The following is a 17964-nucleotide window of genomic DNA, read 5'->3' on the forward strand; positions in this document are numbered from 1 at the left end:
GCCCCGCGGCGTCACGCGTCGTCACGCCGTGAGGCCCGCCGTCACTTCACGCGCACGAGGCGCTGCACGACCGACGAGCCGCCGCGCGCGTCGCGGAGGACCGCGGTGATCGTGGCGATGCCCGGCTCGGACGGCGGGATCCACGTCACGGCGTGGTCGCCGAGGTACCCCTTGGCCGCGTCGCTCACGAGCTTGATGCCCCCGTCGAGGTCGCCCATGTCGGCGAAGTAGTTGACCCAGACGATCTCCTTCAGCGCCTTCTGCTTCGCGTCGGGGTCGTCCTCCGCCACCTTGGGCGGGATGATCGCGTCGATCGCGTGGGTGGTGCAGGCGGTGAACGGATCCTCCGCGCTGCACCCCGTGTCGCGCCGCTCATCGCGGTCGATGGGGCAGCGCTCCACCGTCGGGATCGCGGCGAAGTCCTCCGGCATCTCGTCGCCGTCGAAGGTGAGCCCCTGCATCTCCGGGTTCTTGTTCGCGCGGCTGTCCTCGAAGACGTAGACCTGCGTGTAGCCGGGCACGAAGCTGTCCGGGCCGAGCCTCCGCCCGTCGGCGTCGAAGCAGGCCACGGGGAAGGTCCCGGCGCGCCCGGTGCCCTGGTCCTCCACCGCGCCGAGCTGCCCGGTGCAGGCGACGAAGAAGACGTAGGCGCTCCCGAACCGCGGGCCCCCCGTGGCGGGCGCCTCGCGCCCCTCGAGGATCTTGTCGCTGATGGTGATCGTGTACGTGTCGCTGAAGATGCCGATGGGCACGCCGTTGAGCTCGGGCAGCGGGGCGTTCGGGTTGGTCTCGAGCTGTTCTGCCCACGCAGCGATCTTCGGGGCGAGCTCTGCGAGCTGCGGGTAACAGCCGTAGTAGTCGTCCCCGACCGGGTTCTCGCACCCGCCGAACCAGTAGACCGAGACCGGCCGCGACCCCTCCTCGGGGCCGCCGAGCCCGTCCTGGTAATGGATCCTGAAGGTGACCTGAGCGCCCGGGTAGGCGTACGAAGAGCTCGCCTTCGGATGCTCTTCGGTCGGGGCGACGTCGGCGACCACGGCGAAGACGCGGAGCCCGTTCACGAGGCTCGGCGGATCGAAGCCCGCGACGCACCCGGAGGAGATCGCCGGCGCGGCGAGCGCGCTCAGCGCGAGCGTCCCGAGCACCGCGCGCCGCCACCTGCGCCCTCGGCCCGCGCCGACGTGCTTCGACGTGCCGCCCGCGCCGCCCGCGCCGCTCATCGCCCGCGTCGATCGCATCTCAGAACTCTCCTCGCAGCCCGAAGCTCGGCAGGATGGGCAACCCCGTGACGTACTGACGGGCCGTGTAGTTGTAGTTGTACTGAATCGCCTCGCTGTTCGCGTTGTTGTAGACGTTCTGCACGTCGAGGTAGGCCGAGAGCTGCCAGCGCTTGAACTTCCACGACTTGTCGAGGCGCAGGTCCAGCTGGTGGAACGGCGGGAGCCGCTCGCTGCTCGGGCCGGAGAACGGGATCGGCGTATAGGTCCCGGTGGGCGCGTAGAAGAGCGCGTTGGTGCGGTACGCGTCGCAGCTCAGCTCGTTGACGTTGCACACGTTGGGCGTGACCAGGTTGCCGGAGACCAGGCGGAACCGCGCGCCGAACTCCCAGCCGTCGCCGAGGCGGTAGCTGCCCAGCACCGTCAGGATGTGCGTCTGATCGAACGAGACGAGCCGCTCCGCCTCGCCGAGCCCGGGCACCCGCGTGCTGCGCGACAGCGTGTACGCGGCCCAGCCGAAGAAGCGATCGTCGGGCTTGTACTTGAGCAGGAACTCGCCCCCGATGACCCTGCCGGACCCGGCGTTCTGGTAGTCGAGCTGGATCGATCCGGGGCGGTTCACGCCGACGACGAGCGCGTCGAGCTGCTTGTAGAACCCCTCGGCCGACGCCTCGATGTGCCGGGTGATCTCCTGCTCGACGCCGGCCGCGTAGTGCAGCGCCCGGGTCGACTTCAGGCCCGGGTTGCCGAGCGGCGGGATCACCTCCTGGAACTGCGGCGGCTGGTGGAACACGCCGACGCCGCCCTTCACCGTCGTCCGCGGGAACCCCTGGACCACGTCGACGCGCCCGTTCACGCGCGGGCTCACGGTGAGCTGCTCGTTCAGGTCCTGGTAGTCGAGGCGCACGCCCGGGACGATCTTCGCCTGGGGGCTCGGGGCGAACTCGAGCTCGACGTAGCCCGCGGGGTAGAAGAAGCTGCCGTCGCGCGAGACCTCCTGGAGGGTGCGCGTCGAGAACGGCTGGTTCGGCGGCTCGCCGGGGCGGTTCGGCGCGGGGGCGCGGAGGTTCACCGCGTAGAGGCCGGCGAAGACGTCGACCCCCGCGTTGAGGACAGCGCCCTTGGACAGCCGCCGCGCGTACTCGATGCGGCCGGAGAGCGTCTTGAGATCGAGCTGGAAGTAGATCGGCCCCACCCCGAAATCGGCGTCGTCGCGCGCGATCGCGAGCACGCCGTCGAGCCGGTCGCGATCGGTGAGCTCGTGATCGTAGCGGAGCTGCAGGCGCTGAAACGCGGTGTGCAGCCCGACGTTGCCCGAGAGGGCCGGCTCGTTGGGCGCCGGGTCGCTGAGGAGCAGCTCGAGGGCGTCGTCCGAGCCGAAGAAGGTGAGGCGGAGGCGCGACGAGGGCGTCGGCTCGGTCTCGAGGAGGGCCTGGTAGTCGTAGTAGACGGGCGCCTGCGTCACCCCCGCGCCCGCGGCCTCGAGCACCGGGCCGAACGACTCGCCGATGTAGCTCCGCCGGCCCGCCACCATGAAGCGCGTGTTCTTGAGGAACGGCACGGGCCCCTCGAGCAGGACGCGCGCGTCGATGAGGTCCATCTGCGCGAGGCCGTGGAGCTCCCCGTCCTCCTTCGGCGAGCGCAGGGCGACGTCGACGATGCCGCCCTGCACGCGGCCGTACTTCGCGCTGAAGTTGCCGGGGTAGAAGTCGATCTTCTCCAGCATCTCGGTCGGCACGACCGAGGAGAGGCCGCCGAAGTGGTAGATGAGCGGCACCTGCGTGCCGTCGACGAAGGTCTGCGTGTCCTGCGGGCCCGAGCCGCGCACGATCAGCAGGCCGGCGAGGGTGGGCGGGCGCGCCACGCCCGGCAGGTTCTGGAGCGAGCGCAGCGCGTCGCCGTTCGTGCCGGGGATGCGGTTGATCTCGCGCTGCTCCAGCGTGCGCTTCGTGACCTCGCGCGGCGGCCTGTCGCCGCGGACGGTGACCTCGAGGCCCTCGCCGCGGGGCAGGAGGCGGTACTTCACCTCGAGCTGCTCGCCCGCGGCGATCTCCTCCTCGACCGAGAGCGGCTCGAAGCCGGGCGCGGCGACGGTGACCTGGTAGCGCCCGGGCGGCAGATCGACGAAGACGAAGCCGCCGCCCTCGTCGGTCGTGCGCTCCGGCGGCGCGGCGCCGCGAGCGTCGACCGCGGCGACGCGCGCGACCGACACGGTGGCGCCGGCGAGCGGGACGTCGCCGCCGCTGGCGAGCACGGTGCCGCGGAGGTTCTCGGCGGGCCTCTCCTGCTCGCCGGCGGCCGGCGGCGGCGCGGCCGTCTTCAGGGTGAACGAGTAGCGGTACAGGATGCGGGCCGCGGCGGGCGTGCCGTCGGCGCGGCGGGCGGGCTCGAACTCGAGCTTCTGGGCCGCGGCGACCGCCGCCTCGTCGAACCCGTGCCCCGCGCTCTCGACGACGACCGCCTGCTTCACGCGCCCGTTGCGATCGATGTCGAGCTGCAGGGTCACCGACCCTTCGAGCCCCTGCTTCTCGGCGTCGGGCGGGTACGCCGGGGGCGTGTAGTTGAGCGCCCGCGGCGGCGTCGCCCGCCCCGCCGGCGCGTCCGTGGGGGCGGGGGGCGTGACGATGGCGCCCGGCGTGACGATCGCGCCGCCTTCGCCGCGGGGCACGCTCGTCGGGCCCTCGGGCGCCTGCGGCTCGCCTTGGCCCTGCTGGCCCTGCTGCTGCGCGCGCGCTGCGGCCGGCGAGAGCGCGGCGAGCGCGAGCGAGAGCAGCGCCGCGGCGCGCGGCCCTCGCGGGCGCGCGCCCGGGAGCGGGCCATCGACATCGGTGCGGGCGGGGGCCGGCTCCTGCTTCGTCACGAGGTCACACCGGGTCGCGCCGCTTGAGCACCGCGCAGAGCGTGACGAGGATGATGACGGTCATCCCGGCGAGGACCGCGAAGGGGATCCAGGTCTGATCGTACGTGGTGAAGCCCCACGCGCCCGCGTAGTTGTCGGCGGCCATCTGCGCGATGGAGCACTTGAACTTGCCGCCCTCGATGAAGTCCGCGGGGCTCGAGTCGGTGCGGCGCAGATCGATGACCCAGGCCGGGTCCTCCGCGACGGCGAGCCGCTCCGGCGCGATCGCGCCCTCGAAGCCCCAGCGCGCCGGGATGATGTACATGAGCGGCCGGAGGTGCGGCACGGTCGTCATCGGCACCATGAGCCCGCCGAGGACGACCTGCGGGATGAGCGCGATCGGCGTGAGCGCCATGGCCGCCTCGGACGAGGCGACCACCGTCGAGAGGAGGAGCCCCATCGCGACGGCGCTGAGCGAGGTGGCGGTCAGCGCGGCGAGCTGCATGGCGAACGCCTGCGCGCCGCCGTGGAAGCCGAGGGCGAAGAACACGATCGCGAGCAGGATCGTGCACTGGACGAGGCAGAACCCGGCGAGCAGCAGGTACTTGGAGAGCACGTAGTTGACGAGCCCCAGGTTGACCATGCGCTCGCGGAGGTAGATGGCCCGCTCGCTGACGATCTCGCGCGCCGCGTTCGAGGTCCCGAACCAGACCGCGGCGACGACGAGGAAGAAGATCGCCGCGGTGTGATCGGTGGTGACCTCCATCCCCTTGAGGATGTCGGTGCTCTGATCCGCGCCGCCGGCGCGTCGGCCGAGCTCCTGGAGGGCGCCGAGGCACCACGCCGGGATCGCCTTCTCCTGCCCGCCGAACACGATCGCGAGCAGGATGCCGATGATCGGGGCCTGGAGGAGCATGATCAGGGTGCCGCCGATGTCGCGCTTCTTCACCTTGAAGTAGCGCGACAGGAGCAGGCCGAGCTGCCCCTTGGTCGTGGCGCGGCCGGCCGGGATGCCGCGCTGCCCCTGCCCGGTGCCGATCTCCCGCCGGCCGGAGTACATCCGCCGGTACGTCGGGTTCCCGTCGCTGAAGAACTCCTTGCGCCACTCGAGGGCCGCGAGCCGCCTCGCCTCGCCGCGCGACGCGTTCGGATCCCGCGCGCGGAGCTGATCGAAGATGGGACGCTCGCGGAGGGCGAGCATCTCGAACATGTCGCGCGGGTTGTCGACGTCGTTGGGCTGGCCGTGCCGCTCCTTCCAGCTGCCGAAGAAGCGGTACGCGTCGGGCCGGGTCGGCCCGAAGAACATCGGGATGCCGCCGTAGCCGAGGATGAGCGCGTGGCTGAACTTCTCGAACTCGTCCTTCGCCGGCTGGTGGATCGTCATGATGATCGTCTTGCCGGTGGCCTTGGTGAGGTCGTGCAGCAGGCTGATCAGCGCGGTCGTGTCGTCGGCGGCGAGGCCCGAGGTCGGCTCGTCGAGGAAGAGGATGACGGGGTCGGTGACGAGCTCGAGCGCGATGTTGACGCGCTTGCGCTGCCCGCCCGAGAGGATCTTGTTCTCGGGCTTGCCGATCTGGAGGTTCTTGACGCCCTCCAGGCCGAGGTCCTTGATGGTCTGCTCGACGCGCGCGTCGATCTCGGCCTCGCTGTAGTCGGGCGGGAGCCGGAACTTCGCGCTGTAGCGGACGGCCTCGAAGACGGTGAGCTCCGGGTGGACGAGGTCGTCCTGCGGCACGTAGCCGATGGAGCCGCGGAGCGTGTCGTAGATGTTGTAGAGGTCCTCGCCGTTGATGCGGACGACGCCGCTCGTCGGCGGCAGGTAGCCGTTCAGGGTGAGCAGGAGCGTCGTCTTGCCGGCGCCCGACGGCCCCATGAGCGCGATCATGTCGCCCGGCAGCGCCTTGAACGACACGTTGTCGAGGAGCGTCTTCTGCTCCTGGGGGTTGTCCCGGTCGGGGACCTGGAGGGCGAGGCTCCACGCCTCGATCTCGTAGAGCGGACGCCCTGCCCACCGGTCGGCGGCGTACTCTTCCTGGACGACCTCGACCGCGCCCGCGCCCCCCATCTCGATCTGGAGGGGCATCGGCCCGATGTAGATCTTCTCGCCGCTCTGGACGGCGATCTTCTGGCCGGGCGCGATGCGGTTGCCGCGGACGTAGGTGCCGTTGGCGCTGCCGCGATCCTCGACGTAGAGCTGCCCGTTGATCGAGTGGAGGAGGGCGTGGTGGCTCGACACCTGGGGGTGGGCGAGCACGATGTCGTTGTCGGGGGTGCGGCCGATCTGCTTGACGTTCGGCCCGCCGCCGGAGAAGTCGAGCTGGCCGAGGACCGTCTTGTTCTTCCTGCCGGGCGCGCCCGCGGCGGGCCCGGACGACGCCGCGGGCGCGGGCGGCGGCGCGTAGCCGGAGGCGGCGGGCTGCGGCGGCGGCGCGTAGCCGGCCTGCGGCGGCGTGTAGCTGACGGCGGCGGGCTGCGGCGGCAGGGCGCTCGCGCCGGGCGCGGCGGGCAGCGACGACTGCCGGGCCGCCTGGGCGAGCTGCACGAGCAGGCTGACCTGGACCGGGACGGGCCCGAAGGCGACGGCGCCCTGCGGATCGATGGGCGTCGGCGCGCCGGGGGCGATGCGCTGCGCGCCCACGTAGGTGCCGCTCGTCGAGTTGTGGTCGATGACCATCATGCGATCGAGCGTGACGGTGGCGTGCTGGCTCGAGACGCTCGGGTGCTGGAGCACCAGGGAGGCGCGCGTGGGGTCTCGCCCGATCACGACCTGGCCGGGCGCGGGCGCGAGCTGGCCGGGCGACGCCATCATCAGCGTGATCGCCGGGTGATTGAGCGGGACCGGCGCCTGCGCGACGACGAACTGGGTGCGGAAGTCGAACGGGACCTGCTCGCCGGGCGCGAGGGGCCGCCCGTTGGCCGACGCGGGTCCCTGGCCGCAGAGGAAGAGCAGCTTGCCGCCGCCCTGGTGGACGATGCGCGCGTGCTCGGGCAGGACGCCGGGAGCGACGAGCACCACATCGCAGGTGGGGGCGCTGCCGATCGTGATGCTTTGTTTACCTAGCCCCGGGATCATGCGGGCCGCGTTTCACCACAGGCGGTTGGGGAGGGCAAGGAAAGAGGCGCGTGCTGCGGCTGTCGCTCGCTGCGACGCTGCTCGCGGCCGGGTGCGTGGCGGGGACCGCGTGGCTTTCGTCGCGCGGTGTGGGGCGTGTGGAGCGGCGGTAGGCCTTCGTCGCTGGGCGAACAGGGCTTCAGCGCGGCGCGTGGTGGCGGCCGGGACGCGTGCGGCTCAGCGCATCAGAGGTCGAGGAGCATGAAGCCGGCGCGGGCTTCCTCGAGGGAGAGCGTACGGGTCGACGGGGGCTCGTCTTCCAGGTCCGCGGGTGCGCCCTCCATGTCGTGTCCGACCTCGAGCTCTTGATCTCCAGGCATGGAGGAACCTCCGGAGAGCTAGGCTAATCCGGAATCCTGTCCTTCTTCAATTGCATTCCGCGGCCCCATCGCGCCGCAGCGTTCGTCCGCGCGTCCGTTCACGCTGCGGCGGTTGCGTCGGTCGCGTGGTTGCGTCGGGGCGCGGTGGCGTCGTCGCGCCGCTCGGCTCAATCGGCGGTGAGCTTCCAGAGCAGGAGGGCGATCAGCGCGACGACCACGACCGAGATCGACGCGATGGCGGCGATGTAGACGCCGCGCGAGACGCGCACGGTGCTCGGGATACCCGAGGCCGTGGACGAGGACACGGGCCCGGAGAAGCTCGGCGCTGGCACGGCGCGCGGCGCGGTCGCGGCGTAGCCAGGCGCGTGCGGCGAACCGGGGGCGAGGTGCGGCGCGGCGGCGGCAGGGGGACCTCCCGGCGCCGCGCCATGGTGCCCAGCGAAGGCCACCGAGGGAGGAGGAGCGTCCGGGTCGATCGGATGAGGCTGCGGGCCGAAGGCGGCGCCCGGGTGGGGGGGGGCGCCGAAGGAACCCGGGTGCGGCGGCGGGCCGAAGGCGGCGCCCGGGTGGGGCGGGGCGCCCGGGTGAGGCGGGGCGCCTGCGTGAGGCTGCGGGCCGAAGGCGGCGCCCGGGTGGGGCGGGGGGCCCGGGTGGGGGGGGGCGCCGAAGGAACCCGGGTGCGGCGGCGGGCCGTGGGCGCCAGGCGGGCCGAAGGCGGCGCCCGGGTGAGGTGACGCGCCGAAGGAACCCGGGTGAGGTGGCGGGCCGTGGGCGGCGCCAGGCGGGCCGAAGGCGGCGCCCGGGTGAGGCGGGGCGCCGAAGGAACCCGGGTGAGGCGGCGGGCCGAAGGCGGCGCCGGGGTGAGGTGAAGCGCCGAAGGAACCCGGGTGAGGTGGCGCGCCATGGGCCATCGGGGGCGGCGCGGCCGCCGCGGGAGCGCTCAGGGGGAGGGGAGACAGCACGGCGGGCGCGTCCGGCGCGATCGCGTGAGGCACGGGCGCAGGGCTCCCTGGCACCGTCGCAGGCCGCGCCAGGCCGGCGTCCATCGCCGTCGGGCTCACCGTCGGCGTGCTGTCGATGGTCGGGCGCAGCGCCTGTGCGCTGCTCGCGGCTGCTGACGCCACGGCGGGGACGTTGTCCGTGGCGGTCGGGCTCACCGCCGGAGCGCCGGTGGTGAGCGTTTGCGCCACGGCAGGGACGTTGTCGGCGGCCGTCGGCCGCACCGCCGGGGCCCCGGTGGTGAGCGTCGTCGCCACGGCGGGCGCGCTGCTCGCGGCTGCTGGCGCCGCGGCAGCGGCGTTGTCGGTCACCGTCGAGACCAGGGCAGGGACGTTGTCGGTCGCCGTCGGGACCAGCGCGTGCACGTTGTCGGTCGCCGTCGGGACCAGGGCAGGAGCGACGTTGTCGGTCGCCGTGGGGGCCAAGGCGGGCCCGTCGCCGGTGGTCCTCGGCGCCAAGGCGGGCGCGTCGCCGGTGGTCCTCGGCGCCGTGGCGGGCGCACCGGTGTTGCCCGTCGGGACCACGGTCGTCGCGTCGCTGGGCGACACGGCGCCTCCAGCCGACGCGCGCGTCAGATCGACGCCGTCGCCGGCGCCGTCTGCCCCCGGCGGCCCGTGCGCGATCGTCAGCGAGCGGCTGCCCGTCTCGAGCACCCGGACCATCTGGACGGTGATGTTGTCGTGACCGCCGCGATGGTTCGCGAGCTGCACGAGCATCTTGCAGGCGTGATCGACCGAGCCCGACGCGAGCGCCTGCCGCGTGCACCCGAGGATGTCCGCGCCGAGCACGAGATCGGTGAGGCCGTCGCTCGCCTGGATCAGCACGTCGCCCGGATACAGCTCCATCGGCTCGGGTCGAACCTCGACCTCCACCTCCGGCTTCATCCCGAGGGCGCGCGTGATCTTGTTCGCGTCGGGGTGGCCGATCGCCTGGGCCTCCGTGATCATGCCCGCGTCGATCATCCCCTGCACCATCGAGTGGTCGCGCGTGAGGGGGTAGATCTGGTGGCTCCGGATCACGTACGCGCGGCTGTCGCCGACGTGCGCGACGTCGACGCCGCTGTCGTGGAGGACCATCGCGACGACGGTCGAGCCCGGGCGGACGCGGTTCTCCGCCGGCCCGCCCAGCTGATAGACGCGGCGCCCCGCCTCCTCGATCGCGGCCTTGAGCGCCGCCCTCGGATCCACCGCGGCCGGCGTCTGCTCGATCACCTCGAAGATGGTCTTGATGGCGGTGCGGCTCGCCTCGCTGCCCCCGTAGTGCCCGCCCATGCCGTCGCACAGGACGCAGAGGTAACCGAACTTGGTCTCGGCGTAGCCGCACGCGTCCTCGTTGACCTGCTTGTTCGGATCCCGGCCCGCATCGCTGGCCTGGGCGAACTCGATCTTGAGGTGCGGGGAGGACTCGGTCGGGGGCATCATGAGGGGGCGTCGCTTGGGGCGTGAGGCCGGGCCCCGGACACGCTACTCCAAACGGACGCTGAACTCGACCGGGCCGAACCGCAACGACGCGCCGGGGGGCACGGGCGTCCACACGCCCGCGGCGACGCGCTGACCGTTCACGTACGTCCCGTTGTTGGAGCCCTCGTCCCGCACGAACAGCTGACCGGCCTCGAGCTTCACGCTCGCGTGGGTGCCGGACACGCGCGGCTCCGATAGCGCGATCATGCACGAGGCGCCGTCGCGCCCCGCGCGCACCTCGACGCCGGGGTGCACGGTGAAGATGCCCGCCGGCCCGGAGAGCGTCGCGCGGCTGGCGCCGCCCGGCGGAGGCGCCATCATCGGCCCGCCGCCGTAGCCGAAGTCGCCCGGCGGAGGCGGCGCGGGCGCGTACGGCGGAGGCGACCCGCCGCCCGCCACGATGGGCCTCGGGGGCGCCGCGGCCGCCGTCCCGCCGCGCCGGCGGCCGCCGCCGCCGCGGAAGATCGAGACGAGCAGCAGCACGATGACGACGCCGCCGAAGGTCACGCCCGCGATCAAGAGGTACGGCAGCGGCGCCTCCTTCGCCTTCAGCGTGAGGATCTTGTCGGCCGTGACCGCGCTCGTCCGCCGGGCGTGGTTGTCGTAGACGATGAGGCGCGCCGTCATCTGGTCGCCCTTGCCGACGAGGAACTTGTCCGTGTCTGGCAGCTCGAACTCGACGACGCTGTCGCCGGCCGAGATCGCCTTGCCGCGCATCCCGCCGTCGATCAGCGTCCGCTGGGCCTTCCTCGCGTCCTCGATGCTCCCGCCCTGCAGCGACTGCGGCGCGGCCTGGTTCTTCGGGATCATGTAGATCTCGGCCCGCTGCGCGTTGCCGCCCCAGCAGAAGTTGCCGAAGATCTTGATCGTGCCGCCGGGGTAGAGCGGCGTCTTCTTCGCGGCGCGATCGGTCGCGTCGCGGTCGATGTCGAGCGGCCACGCGGTGGGATCGATGCCGACGGGGACGTTCTGGAACGTGGCGTCGCCCGCGATCGGCGGATCGGTGTTGACGAAGGCGAGCTTGAACGTCTGCGTGATGCTCGGCGCGACGCACGAGACCCGCCACTTCACGATGTGCATCTTGTTGAAGCGGGTGCGGATCGCGTTGACGAGGTTGGCCGCGCGCCGCTGCTGGCCGTCGCGCACCACGCTGAAGAAGCCGCCGATCTCGGTGTTCGCCATCCCCTCCATGAACTCGCGGGAGTTCGCCGTGAACTCCTCGACGAGCCGGCTCGGGAACCAGATCGAGATGACGGGCACCGGCGTCTTCGGCAGGACGTCGTTGTTCTCGGGGAACCGCCCCTTCGTGAGGTAGTCCCGGAGCAGGTTCGACGCCGCCGCGGTCGAGCTCGGGTCGGCGCCGGCCGAGCCGTTCGAGAGGACGACCATCGCCTGGTGCATCGGCACCGAGACCCCCTGGCCGGCGTTGCCGAGCTCCTTGAACGCGTCGGTCGCGGCGTTCTTGATGATCGTGAAGAGCGGGCGCGTGCGGCCCTGCGTCGGGTAGGTGCGCGTCACGCCGGCGATGGCCTGCGCCGCCGCCTGCTTGTTGCCTACCCACTTCGAGTCCTCGACGACGCCGCGATCGTTGAAGAAGATCACGTCGACGATGTCGTTCGGCTGCATCGCGTTGACGAACGCGCTCGCGACCGCCTTCGCCTCGTCGAAGCGGGTGCCCATGCTCGACGCGGCGTCGATCAGGATGAGCCACGCCGTCCCGACGCCCGGCTGCCCGGCGCTGTCTCCCCACCGCGCCTTCGACTCGAACTTCGCCGGCAGGTCCGTGCCGTCGACCGTGACGGAGAAGATCGCGTTCTTCTCCGGGAAGTCGAACGACGAGTAGAGCGCCGACGGCTGCTCGATCGCGTCGGCGACGCAGTCGAGGTTCGCGTCGCCCGTGAGCGCGGCGCAGTTGCGGGTGATGTCGCTGAGGCGCTTGTTCTGCACGACCTCGAGCACGGTCGTGAGCACGGGCGAGCCGTCCACGGTGCTCGCGCGCGGGTCGATGCGGAGCAGGTGTGCCTCGGGCGCGGCCTCGGCGCGGGGCTGTCCGCCGAGGAGCGCGAGGACGGCTGCGGCGAGGGCGAGCAGCGGAGCGCAGCGGCGGGCCTTGCCCCGGCGCCGTTCGCGGCGGGCGGAGGCGCTCATGGAGTGGATCGGGCGAGTCGCGTCATGAGAGGGAGTCATGCGTGGGGATCTCCAGCGAGCGCGAGGGAGCTGAGGAGCGCTCCCCGCGCGAGCGGGGCGGCCGCCGCGCGCTGGCGGCGGCTATCCGGGTGGTTTTCACGCAGCCTGGCCGGGGCGCCAGGTGCCGGTCGAACGTCGCGGGGGAAGGGGGCCAGGCTCGGCAACGCCTCTCCTCGTGCGATGGGCCGGTCAGGCCCGCGCGGCCACGCTGAACACGATGACGCTGAACCCGCCGAAGCGGATCTTGTCGCCATCGCGCAGCTCGCGTCGGCCCTGGAAGCCGATCGCCTCCTCGTTGTGGAACGTCCCGTTGGTGGAGCCGAGGTCGGCGAGGACGATCCGGCCGCCGTCGACCTCGATCGCCGCGTGGTGGGTCGAGGTCGTCCCGTGGGCGATCTCGATGTCGACCCTCTGCCCGGTCTCGGCGCGGCCGACCGAGTTCTTGCCTTGCCAGAGCGGCCAGAACCTGCCGAGCGGGTCGTCCTGGAAGCTCACGAGGAAGCCCGCGAGGGTGCGCCGCTCCTGGCCCCGCGGCGGCGCCGGCGTCGGCGGGCGCACGGCCGGCGGGGAGGACATGTACGGAGGCGGCGGCGCGGGCAGCGGCATGTTCTGCTGGGCCGGCGGAGGCTCGCCGTAACCGCCGATGCCGCCCCCCTGCTGCATGGGCGGCGGCGCGGACGGCCCCGGCTGGTTGGGCGCGTACGCCGTCTGGTTGAAGGCGTCGCCGCTCATCTGGATCCCGTCGAGGGCGATCGGGTGACCGCCCTCCATGCAGAACGAGCCGCCTGCCGGGATCGCGTGCCCCTGCACGCAGCGCGCGCCCTGCGGCTGCGGCGGAGGACCGAAGCCGGGCCGCGGGACCGGCGGGACGGGATAGCCGCCCTGCGGCTGCTCCGGGAAGCTCGGGGCCGGGCCGAAGCCGCCGCTGCCGCCCGGGGCGCCGAAGATCGGCGGCTCCGGCGGGAACGGCGGCGGCTTCAGCGGCAGCGGAGGAGGCGGCTGGGGAGCGCCGTAGCCGCCGGGCGGCGACCCGAAGGGCGGCGGGGGACCGAAGCCCGACGCGCCGCCGTCGGGCAGCGGCGGGAAGCCGGGCGGCGAGCCCGGCGGTGCTCCGAAGGGCGCCGGCGGCGGTGGACCAAAGCCGCCGCTCGGCGAGCCGAAGTTGGGAGGGGGCTCGGGGGGCGAGCCGAAGCCAGGGGCAGGAAACGGCGGAGGAGGAGGCGGCGGCGGCGGAGGCGGCGCCCCGAACGCTCCGGGCCCGGACGGGGCGAGCGGCGAGGCGCACACGGCGCAGAATTTATCGGCGGGGGTCGCGGGCGCACCGCAACGCGGACAGAGCATGGTGATCCTTCTCGGGTTTCGCGGCGCCGCGGCGCCGCGGCGCGAGCATACCGTGGGCGCTCGGCCGAGGATCAAGAAGAAGTATGCGGGAATCCTTGCCGGAGACCGGCAATGCGGCTCGCGCGCGCCTGCTCGCATCGCCGTTCGGCGCGCGCCGTCTGCGGCGCTGCGCCATGAACGCCAGCGCGCCTCAAGCCAGGGGGCGGACTGCTCCCCTGGCCTCCTGCTCTGCGGGAACGTGCGCTGTGCGGCCGGGACGCCGGCCGGCGCGGATCAATCCTTCGCGTCGCGGACGCGGGCGGCCTTGCCGGCGAGGTTGCGCAGATAGAAGAGCCGCGAGCGGCGGACCACGCCGCGCGAGACGATCTCGACCTTGTCGATGCGGGGGCTGTGGAGGAGGAAGATGCGCTCGACACCGACCGTGAAGCTCACCTTGCGGACGGTGAAGGTGCTCCGGACCCCGGCGCGGTGGCGCTTCAGCACCACGCCCTGGAACACCTGGATGCGCTCCTTCTCGCCCTCGACGATCCGGTAGTGGACGCGCACCGTATCGCCGACGCGGAAATCCGGGATCCCCTCGCGGAACAGGGGAGCTTCGATCTTCGCGAGGATGTTCGATGTCTGCATGGTCGGTCAATCCTTCAAGGGGTCGGGGATCCGTCTTCGCGGTCCCGTGCTCAAGGGGGCAGGGCCGCCGCAGTTCGTGGACTGTGTCCGGCGGAGCGGGGGCCGCGCGCGGCCCGGTGCATCACGCCATGACACAGATGCTTGCCCGGTTGCGGTTCCGGGAGCATGGGGCGCGAGCGTGGCCCGCGCGCCTCTCCGGGGGGTACCGGAGAGGTGCGGCATTATGCATGCGGGCGATCCTGTGTCAACGCCGGTCGCGGCGCACGTGCGCGCTCTCGCGAGCGCTCGGTCTCCGTGTGGCTCATCGGCCGCTCAACGGCGGACGGGGATGATCTGGACGCGGCGGGCCTCTCCCTCGCCGTCGCTCTTCGTGACGACGCCGGGGAACTTCGCCAGGGCCAGGTGGACGACGCGGCGGTCCTGCGGGTTCATCGGCTCGAAGGTGATGATCTTGCCCTCCTCGACCGCCTGCTTGCCCAGCCGGCGGGCCATGGAGGAGAGCGTGTCCTCGCGGCGCTGCCGGTAGCCCTCGGCGTCGATGATCACGTGGCGCCGCTTCTTGCCCGGCCGGTTGATCACGCGGTTGGCGAGGAACTGCAGCGCCGCGAGCGTCTGCCCCTTCTTGCCGATCACGCGACCTGCGTCCTTCCCCTCGATCTCGAGGCGGATCTCCTCGGGCGGATCCTCCTCCTCGTTCTCGAGGAGGTCGACGGTGCAGTCCATGCCCATCGCCGCGAGCACATCGATGACGAAGTCGAGCGCGATGTCGGCGCGACCGTCCTCCTCGAACTCGGCCGCGTCTCCAGCGCCCTGCGCCTCTGCGTCGACATCGACGTCCGCCGCGTCGATTCCCCTTTCGGCAGCTTCACTATCCACGGACACGTGCTTTTCCCTTTCCGAGAGCAGGCGCCGACTTGTCGTCGCCCTGAGTCTTCTTCATCGCGGATTGGGGCTCCGCGTTCGCGATCTCTCGCACCTCGATGCCGCCGGCCCGCTCGTTCTTCGCCTTCAGGTACCGCTCGACGAGCACCTGCTGGCCGATGCCGAGCCAAGTGTTGGTCAACATGTAAACGCCGAGGCCGGCCGGGAGGAAGAGCATCATCGCGGTGAAGATGCCGGGCATGAGGTACAGCATCATCTTCTGCTGCGCAGGGTCGCCCTGCGGGGGCATGAGCTTCTGCTGGATGAAGCTCGAGGCGCCCAGGACGATCGGGATGATGAAGTACTTCCCCGGGGCCGACAGGTCCGGGATCACGGGGCCGAACGGCGTGTGGTAGAGCTCCACCGCCGTCTGGAGCGCGGTGTAGAGGGCGAACCACACCGGCATCTGGAGCAGCATCGGGAAGCAGCCGATGACGGGGTTGGCGACCTTGTTCTTGCGCCAGAGCTCCTGCATCGCGAGGCCGCGCTGGGTGGCGTCGTCCTTGTACCTCGCGTTGAGCTCATCCATCTCCGGCTTGAGCTTGCGCATCGCCGCGGCGCTCTTGATCTGCTGGATGCTCAGCGGGAAGAGCAGGAGCCGGACGGTGATGGTGAGCAGGACGATCGCCCAGCCCCAGCTGCCCACGGCGCGGTAGAGGACGTAGAGGTACGAGACGAGGAGCTTCGCGATCGGCGAGAACCAGCCGAGGTTGATGACCTCGCTGGTCCCGTGGCCCACGGCGCCGAGCAGGTCGCGCTCCTTCGGGCCGGTGAAGGAGAGGGCCTTGTAGGTGACCGCGCCGCCGGGCGCGAGCTCGTGCTCGGGGAAGGCGAGCCGCGCGCGGTAGACGTGCCCGTGGCCCGGGTCCTTGGCCTTCTGCTGGAACTTCGACGTGTCCCAGATCTCCTCGATCTGGGTCTCGGCCACCGGCTTCCCGGGCCCCTCGAGCGGGATCGCGATCTTGCTGAAGTAGCTGCTCGAGACCGCGACGAAGCGCGCGTTGCCCGGCGTGCGGCGCCAGCGCTCGGCCGTGAACTCCTTGTCCTTGAAGTCGCCGGGCTCGAAGGCGTCGGGGTGCTGGCGCTCGGTCGTCTGGTCGGTCGCGGCGACCGTCTCGGTGATCCACTCGGAGATCAGGCCGAGGTGGCCCTCGGTCTCCTTCTGGGTCCGCCAGGCGGTCTGCTCGACGGCGAACCGGTGCTTGCGCGGCTCCTGGGCGAGGTTCTCGACCGTCACCTGCAGCGACAGCTCGTACGGGCGCCCGGTGGCGGCGACGACCTTGGTGAGCCTCGTCGCGTCGTCGCTGTAGGTGAACGTGCAGCTCTTGCCGTCCTGCGCCGCGAGCTTCCAGTCGAGGTCGTCGAACGGCACCTGCTGCGCGTTGCCGCCCGGCAGGCGCAGATCCGTCCGGAGGGGCATCCGCGACTCGAGCGAGGTCGTGACCAGGTCCATCGGCCTGCGCTCGCCGTTGCCCGTCGTGTACTTCGGGTCGGTCATCCAGATGTGCCGGACCGACCCGCCGCGCGTGGAGAGCTCGGCCTTGAACCGATCTCCGTCGATGACGCACGCCTCCGCGGGGGCGCGCTCCGCGGGGGCCGTGCTGTCGTTGACGTCGAGCGGCTGGAGCTGTTCCGCGCTCTCACCGAAGAGGAGCGGCTTGCCGAACTGGATGAACAGGATGATGGCGAGGCCGAGGAACAGCCATTTGGCGATATTGCTGCGTTCCATGAAGTCCTTCGTCGATCCCAGGATCTCGAGCCCGCGCCCTTCGCTGCTGGCGTCTCGTGACACCTCACGAGGCTGCCCAGGGTCGCTCCGGACGGGCTTCGCCCCGCGGGGTGTCGGGCGCCGTGCCGCCGGGGCCGTGTCGATGGTCGAGCGGGATTAGTCCATGAGAGTGACCCGGCCGCTGGAGCCCGCTCGCCGGGGGGGCGAGGCGTGCGAGGCGAGCTCCGTGCCAGTAGACGAACAGCGTGCCGTATCCCGCGGGTCAGCGTCCCGTGGCGTTGGCGCCCGAGCCGCCGCGCCACGGCGAAGACGAGGTGGTGGCGGAGGGTCGAACCCGCCCGGATGAAACGGGTGACACCTACACAGTCGCTTGAGCGAAAGCAAGCTCCCCCGAAGCGCTCCGTGACCCACGATGCAGGCGGCGGCGTAGCGCGAGCACGAGGGCTCGAACCGGCAGACCGGGCCCACCAACGCCACGATGACCTTGGAGAGCGTCATCTGGTAGGCGCGGATCAGCGCGAGGAGGAGCTTCGCCAGCATGCGGTGACCCGTGGATGAGCGGGGAGCTTGGGGCCCGGCGCACCACGGCGCAAGGTGAGCTACGTCATCGGCCTGTCGGATCCTCTGCGCCGCGCTCGTCTGCGCCGCGCTCGTCCGTGGCCGGGGCCGCGCCGCGCGCAGCGGCGGGAGGCGCGCCGCGCGCAGTGGCGGGGGGCGCGCCGCGCGCAGTGGCGGGGGGCGCGGGAGGCCCGCCGGCGAGCGCGTCCCGTGCCTTGCGCCGGAGCACCGGGACCACGCTGCGCAGCTCCGCGAGCACGTCGTCGAGGCCGAGTGCGCCGGCGCCGGTGCGCAGGATCACCACGATGTCGACGCGCTCCGGGAAGAGCTCCGGGAATCTCCGGAACGCCTCCCTGAGCAGGCGCTTCGCTCGGTTGCGGGCCACGGCGCCGCCGACCTTGCGCGAGGCGACGAGGCCCAGCCGAGGCGCCCCCGGTACGGGCTCGGGGGCGAGCGGCGCGCGGCGGGATCCCGCGCCGCGCGCCGCCGCGTCGTTCGGGGCCGCGACGAGGATCAGCAGGTGTCGGGTGGTGACGCGCTGACCGCCGTTCTGGATGCGGACGAAATCGGCCCGCTTGCGGATGCGGCGCCCGCGCGGGAACGACGAGGAGGAGGACGCCGACGAGCGCGGATGCGCTGTCGCCATCACGCTTG

The 17964-nt window shown here is 72.2% G+C and carries 12 protein-coding genes; all 12 read right to left on the reverse strand.

The window, feature by feature from the left end:
* Window positions 1-41: 41 nt before the first annotated feature.
* Complete coding sequence (locus tag WMF33_RS14605; protein WP_437337706.1) at window positions 42-1238, reverse strand: hypothetical protein; 1197 nt, start codon at window positions 1236-1238, stop codon at window positions 42-44.
* A gap of 1 nt (window position 1239) precedes the next feature.
* Window positions 1240-4077: a TonB-dependent receptor domain-containing protein gene (locus tag WMF33_RS14610; RefSeq protein ID WP_437337707.1), complete on the reverse strand. Its 2838-nt coding sequence runs from the start codon at window positions 4075-4077 to the stop codon at window positions 1240-1242.
* A 4-nt stretch (window positions 4078-4081) separates the two neighbouring features.
* Entirely contained in the window at window positions 4082-7129 is a 3048-nt protein-coding gene (locus WMF33_RS14615; RefSeq protein WP_437337708.1) for an FHA domain-containing protein, read from the reverse strand.
* 224 nt (window positions 7130-7353) lie between these two features.
* Window positions 7354-7488: a hypothetical protein gene (locus tag WMF33_RS14620; RefSeq protein ID WP_020734973.1), complete on the reverse strand. Its 135-nt coding sequence runs from the start codon at window positions 7486-7488 to the stop codon at window positions 7354-7356.
* Window positions 7489-7655: 167 nt separating this feature from the next.
* A complete protein-coding gene (locus WMF33_RS14625; RefSeq protein WP_437337709.1) occupies window positions 7656-9908 on the reverse strand; it encodes a protein phosphatase 2C domain-containing protein in 2253 nt (750 codons plus the stop codon).
* Window positions 9909-9950: 42 nt separating this feature from the next.
* Entirely contained in the window at window positions 9951-12095 is a 2145-nt protein-coding gene (locus WMF33_RS14630; RefSeq protein ID WP_437337710.1) for an FHA domain-containing protein, read from the reverse strand.
* A gap of 228 nt (window positions 12096-12323) precedes the next feature.
* Window positions 12324-13475, reverse strand: coding sequence for an FHA domain-containing protein (locus WMF33_RS14635; RefSeq protein WP_437337711.1), 1152 nt, complete (start codon window positions 13473-13475; stop codon window positions 12324-12326).
* A gap of 273 nt (window positions 13476-13748) precedes the next feature.
* Window positions 13749-14102, reverse strand: a complete 354-nt coding sequence (gene rplS / locus WMF33_RS14640; RefSeq protein ID WP_020734977.1) for a 50S ribosomal protein L19 — start codon at window positions 14100-14102, stop codon at window positions 13749-13751.
* Window positions 14103-14414: 312 nt separating this feature from the next.
* Window positions 14415-14978, reverse strand: coding sequence for a protein jag (locus tag WMF33_RS14645; RefSeq protein ID WP_236644599.1), 564 nt, complete (start codon window positions 14976-14978; stop codon window positions 14415-14417).
* Complete coding sequence (gene yidC, locus WMF33_RS14650; protein ID WP_437337712.1) at window positions 14971-16752, reverse strand: membrane protein insertase YidC; 1782 nt, start codon at window positions 16750-16752, stop codon at window positions 14971-14973. Before yidC ends, WMF33_RS14645 begins: the two co-directional genes overlap by 8 nt.
* A gap of 156 nt (window positions 16753-16908) precedes the next feature.
* Window positions 16909-17292, reverse strand: a complete 384-nt coding sequence (yidD, locus tag WMF33_RS14655) for a membrane protein insertion efficiency factor YidD (protein ID WP_437337713.1) — start codon at window positions 17290-17292, stop codon at window positions 16909-16911.
* Window positions 17293-17356: 64 nt separating this feature from the next.
* Window positions 17357-17956: a ribonuclease P protein component gene (gene rnpA / locus WMF33_RS14660; protein WP_437337714.1), complete on the reverse strand. Its 600-nt coding sequence runs from the start codon at window positions 17954-17956 to the stop codon at window positions 17357-17359.
* Window positions 17957-17964: the final 8 nt, after the last annotated feature.

The sequence above is a fragment of the Sorangium sp. So ce394 genome (assembly GCF_051474665.1).
Classification (GTDB): Bacteria; Myxococcota_A; Polyangia; order Polyangiales; family Polyangiaceae; genus Sorangium; species Sorangium cellulosum_D.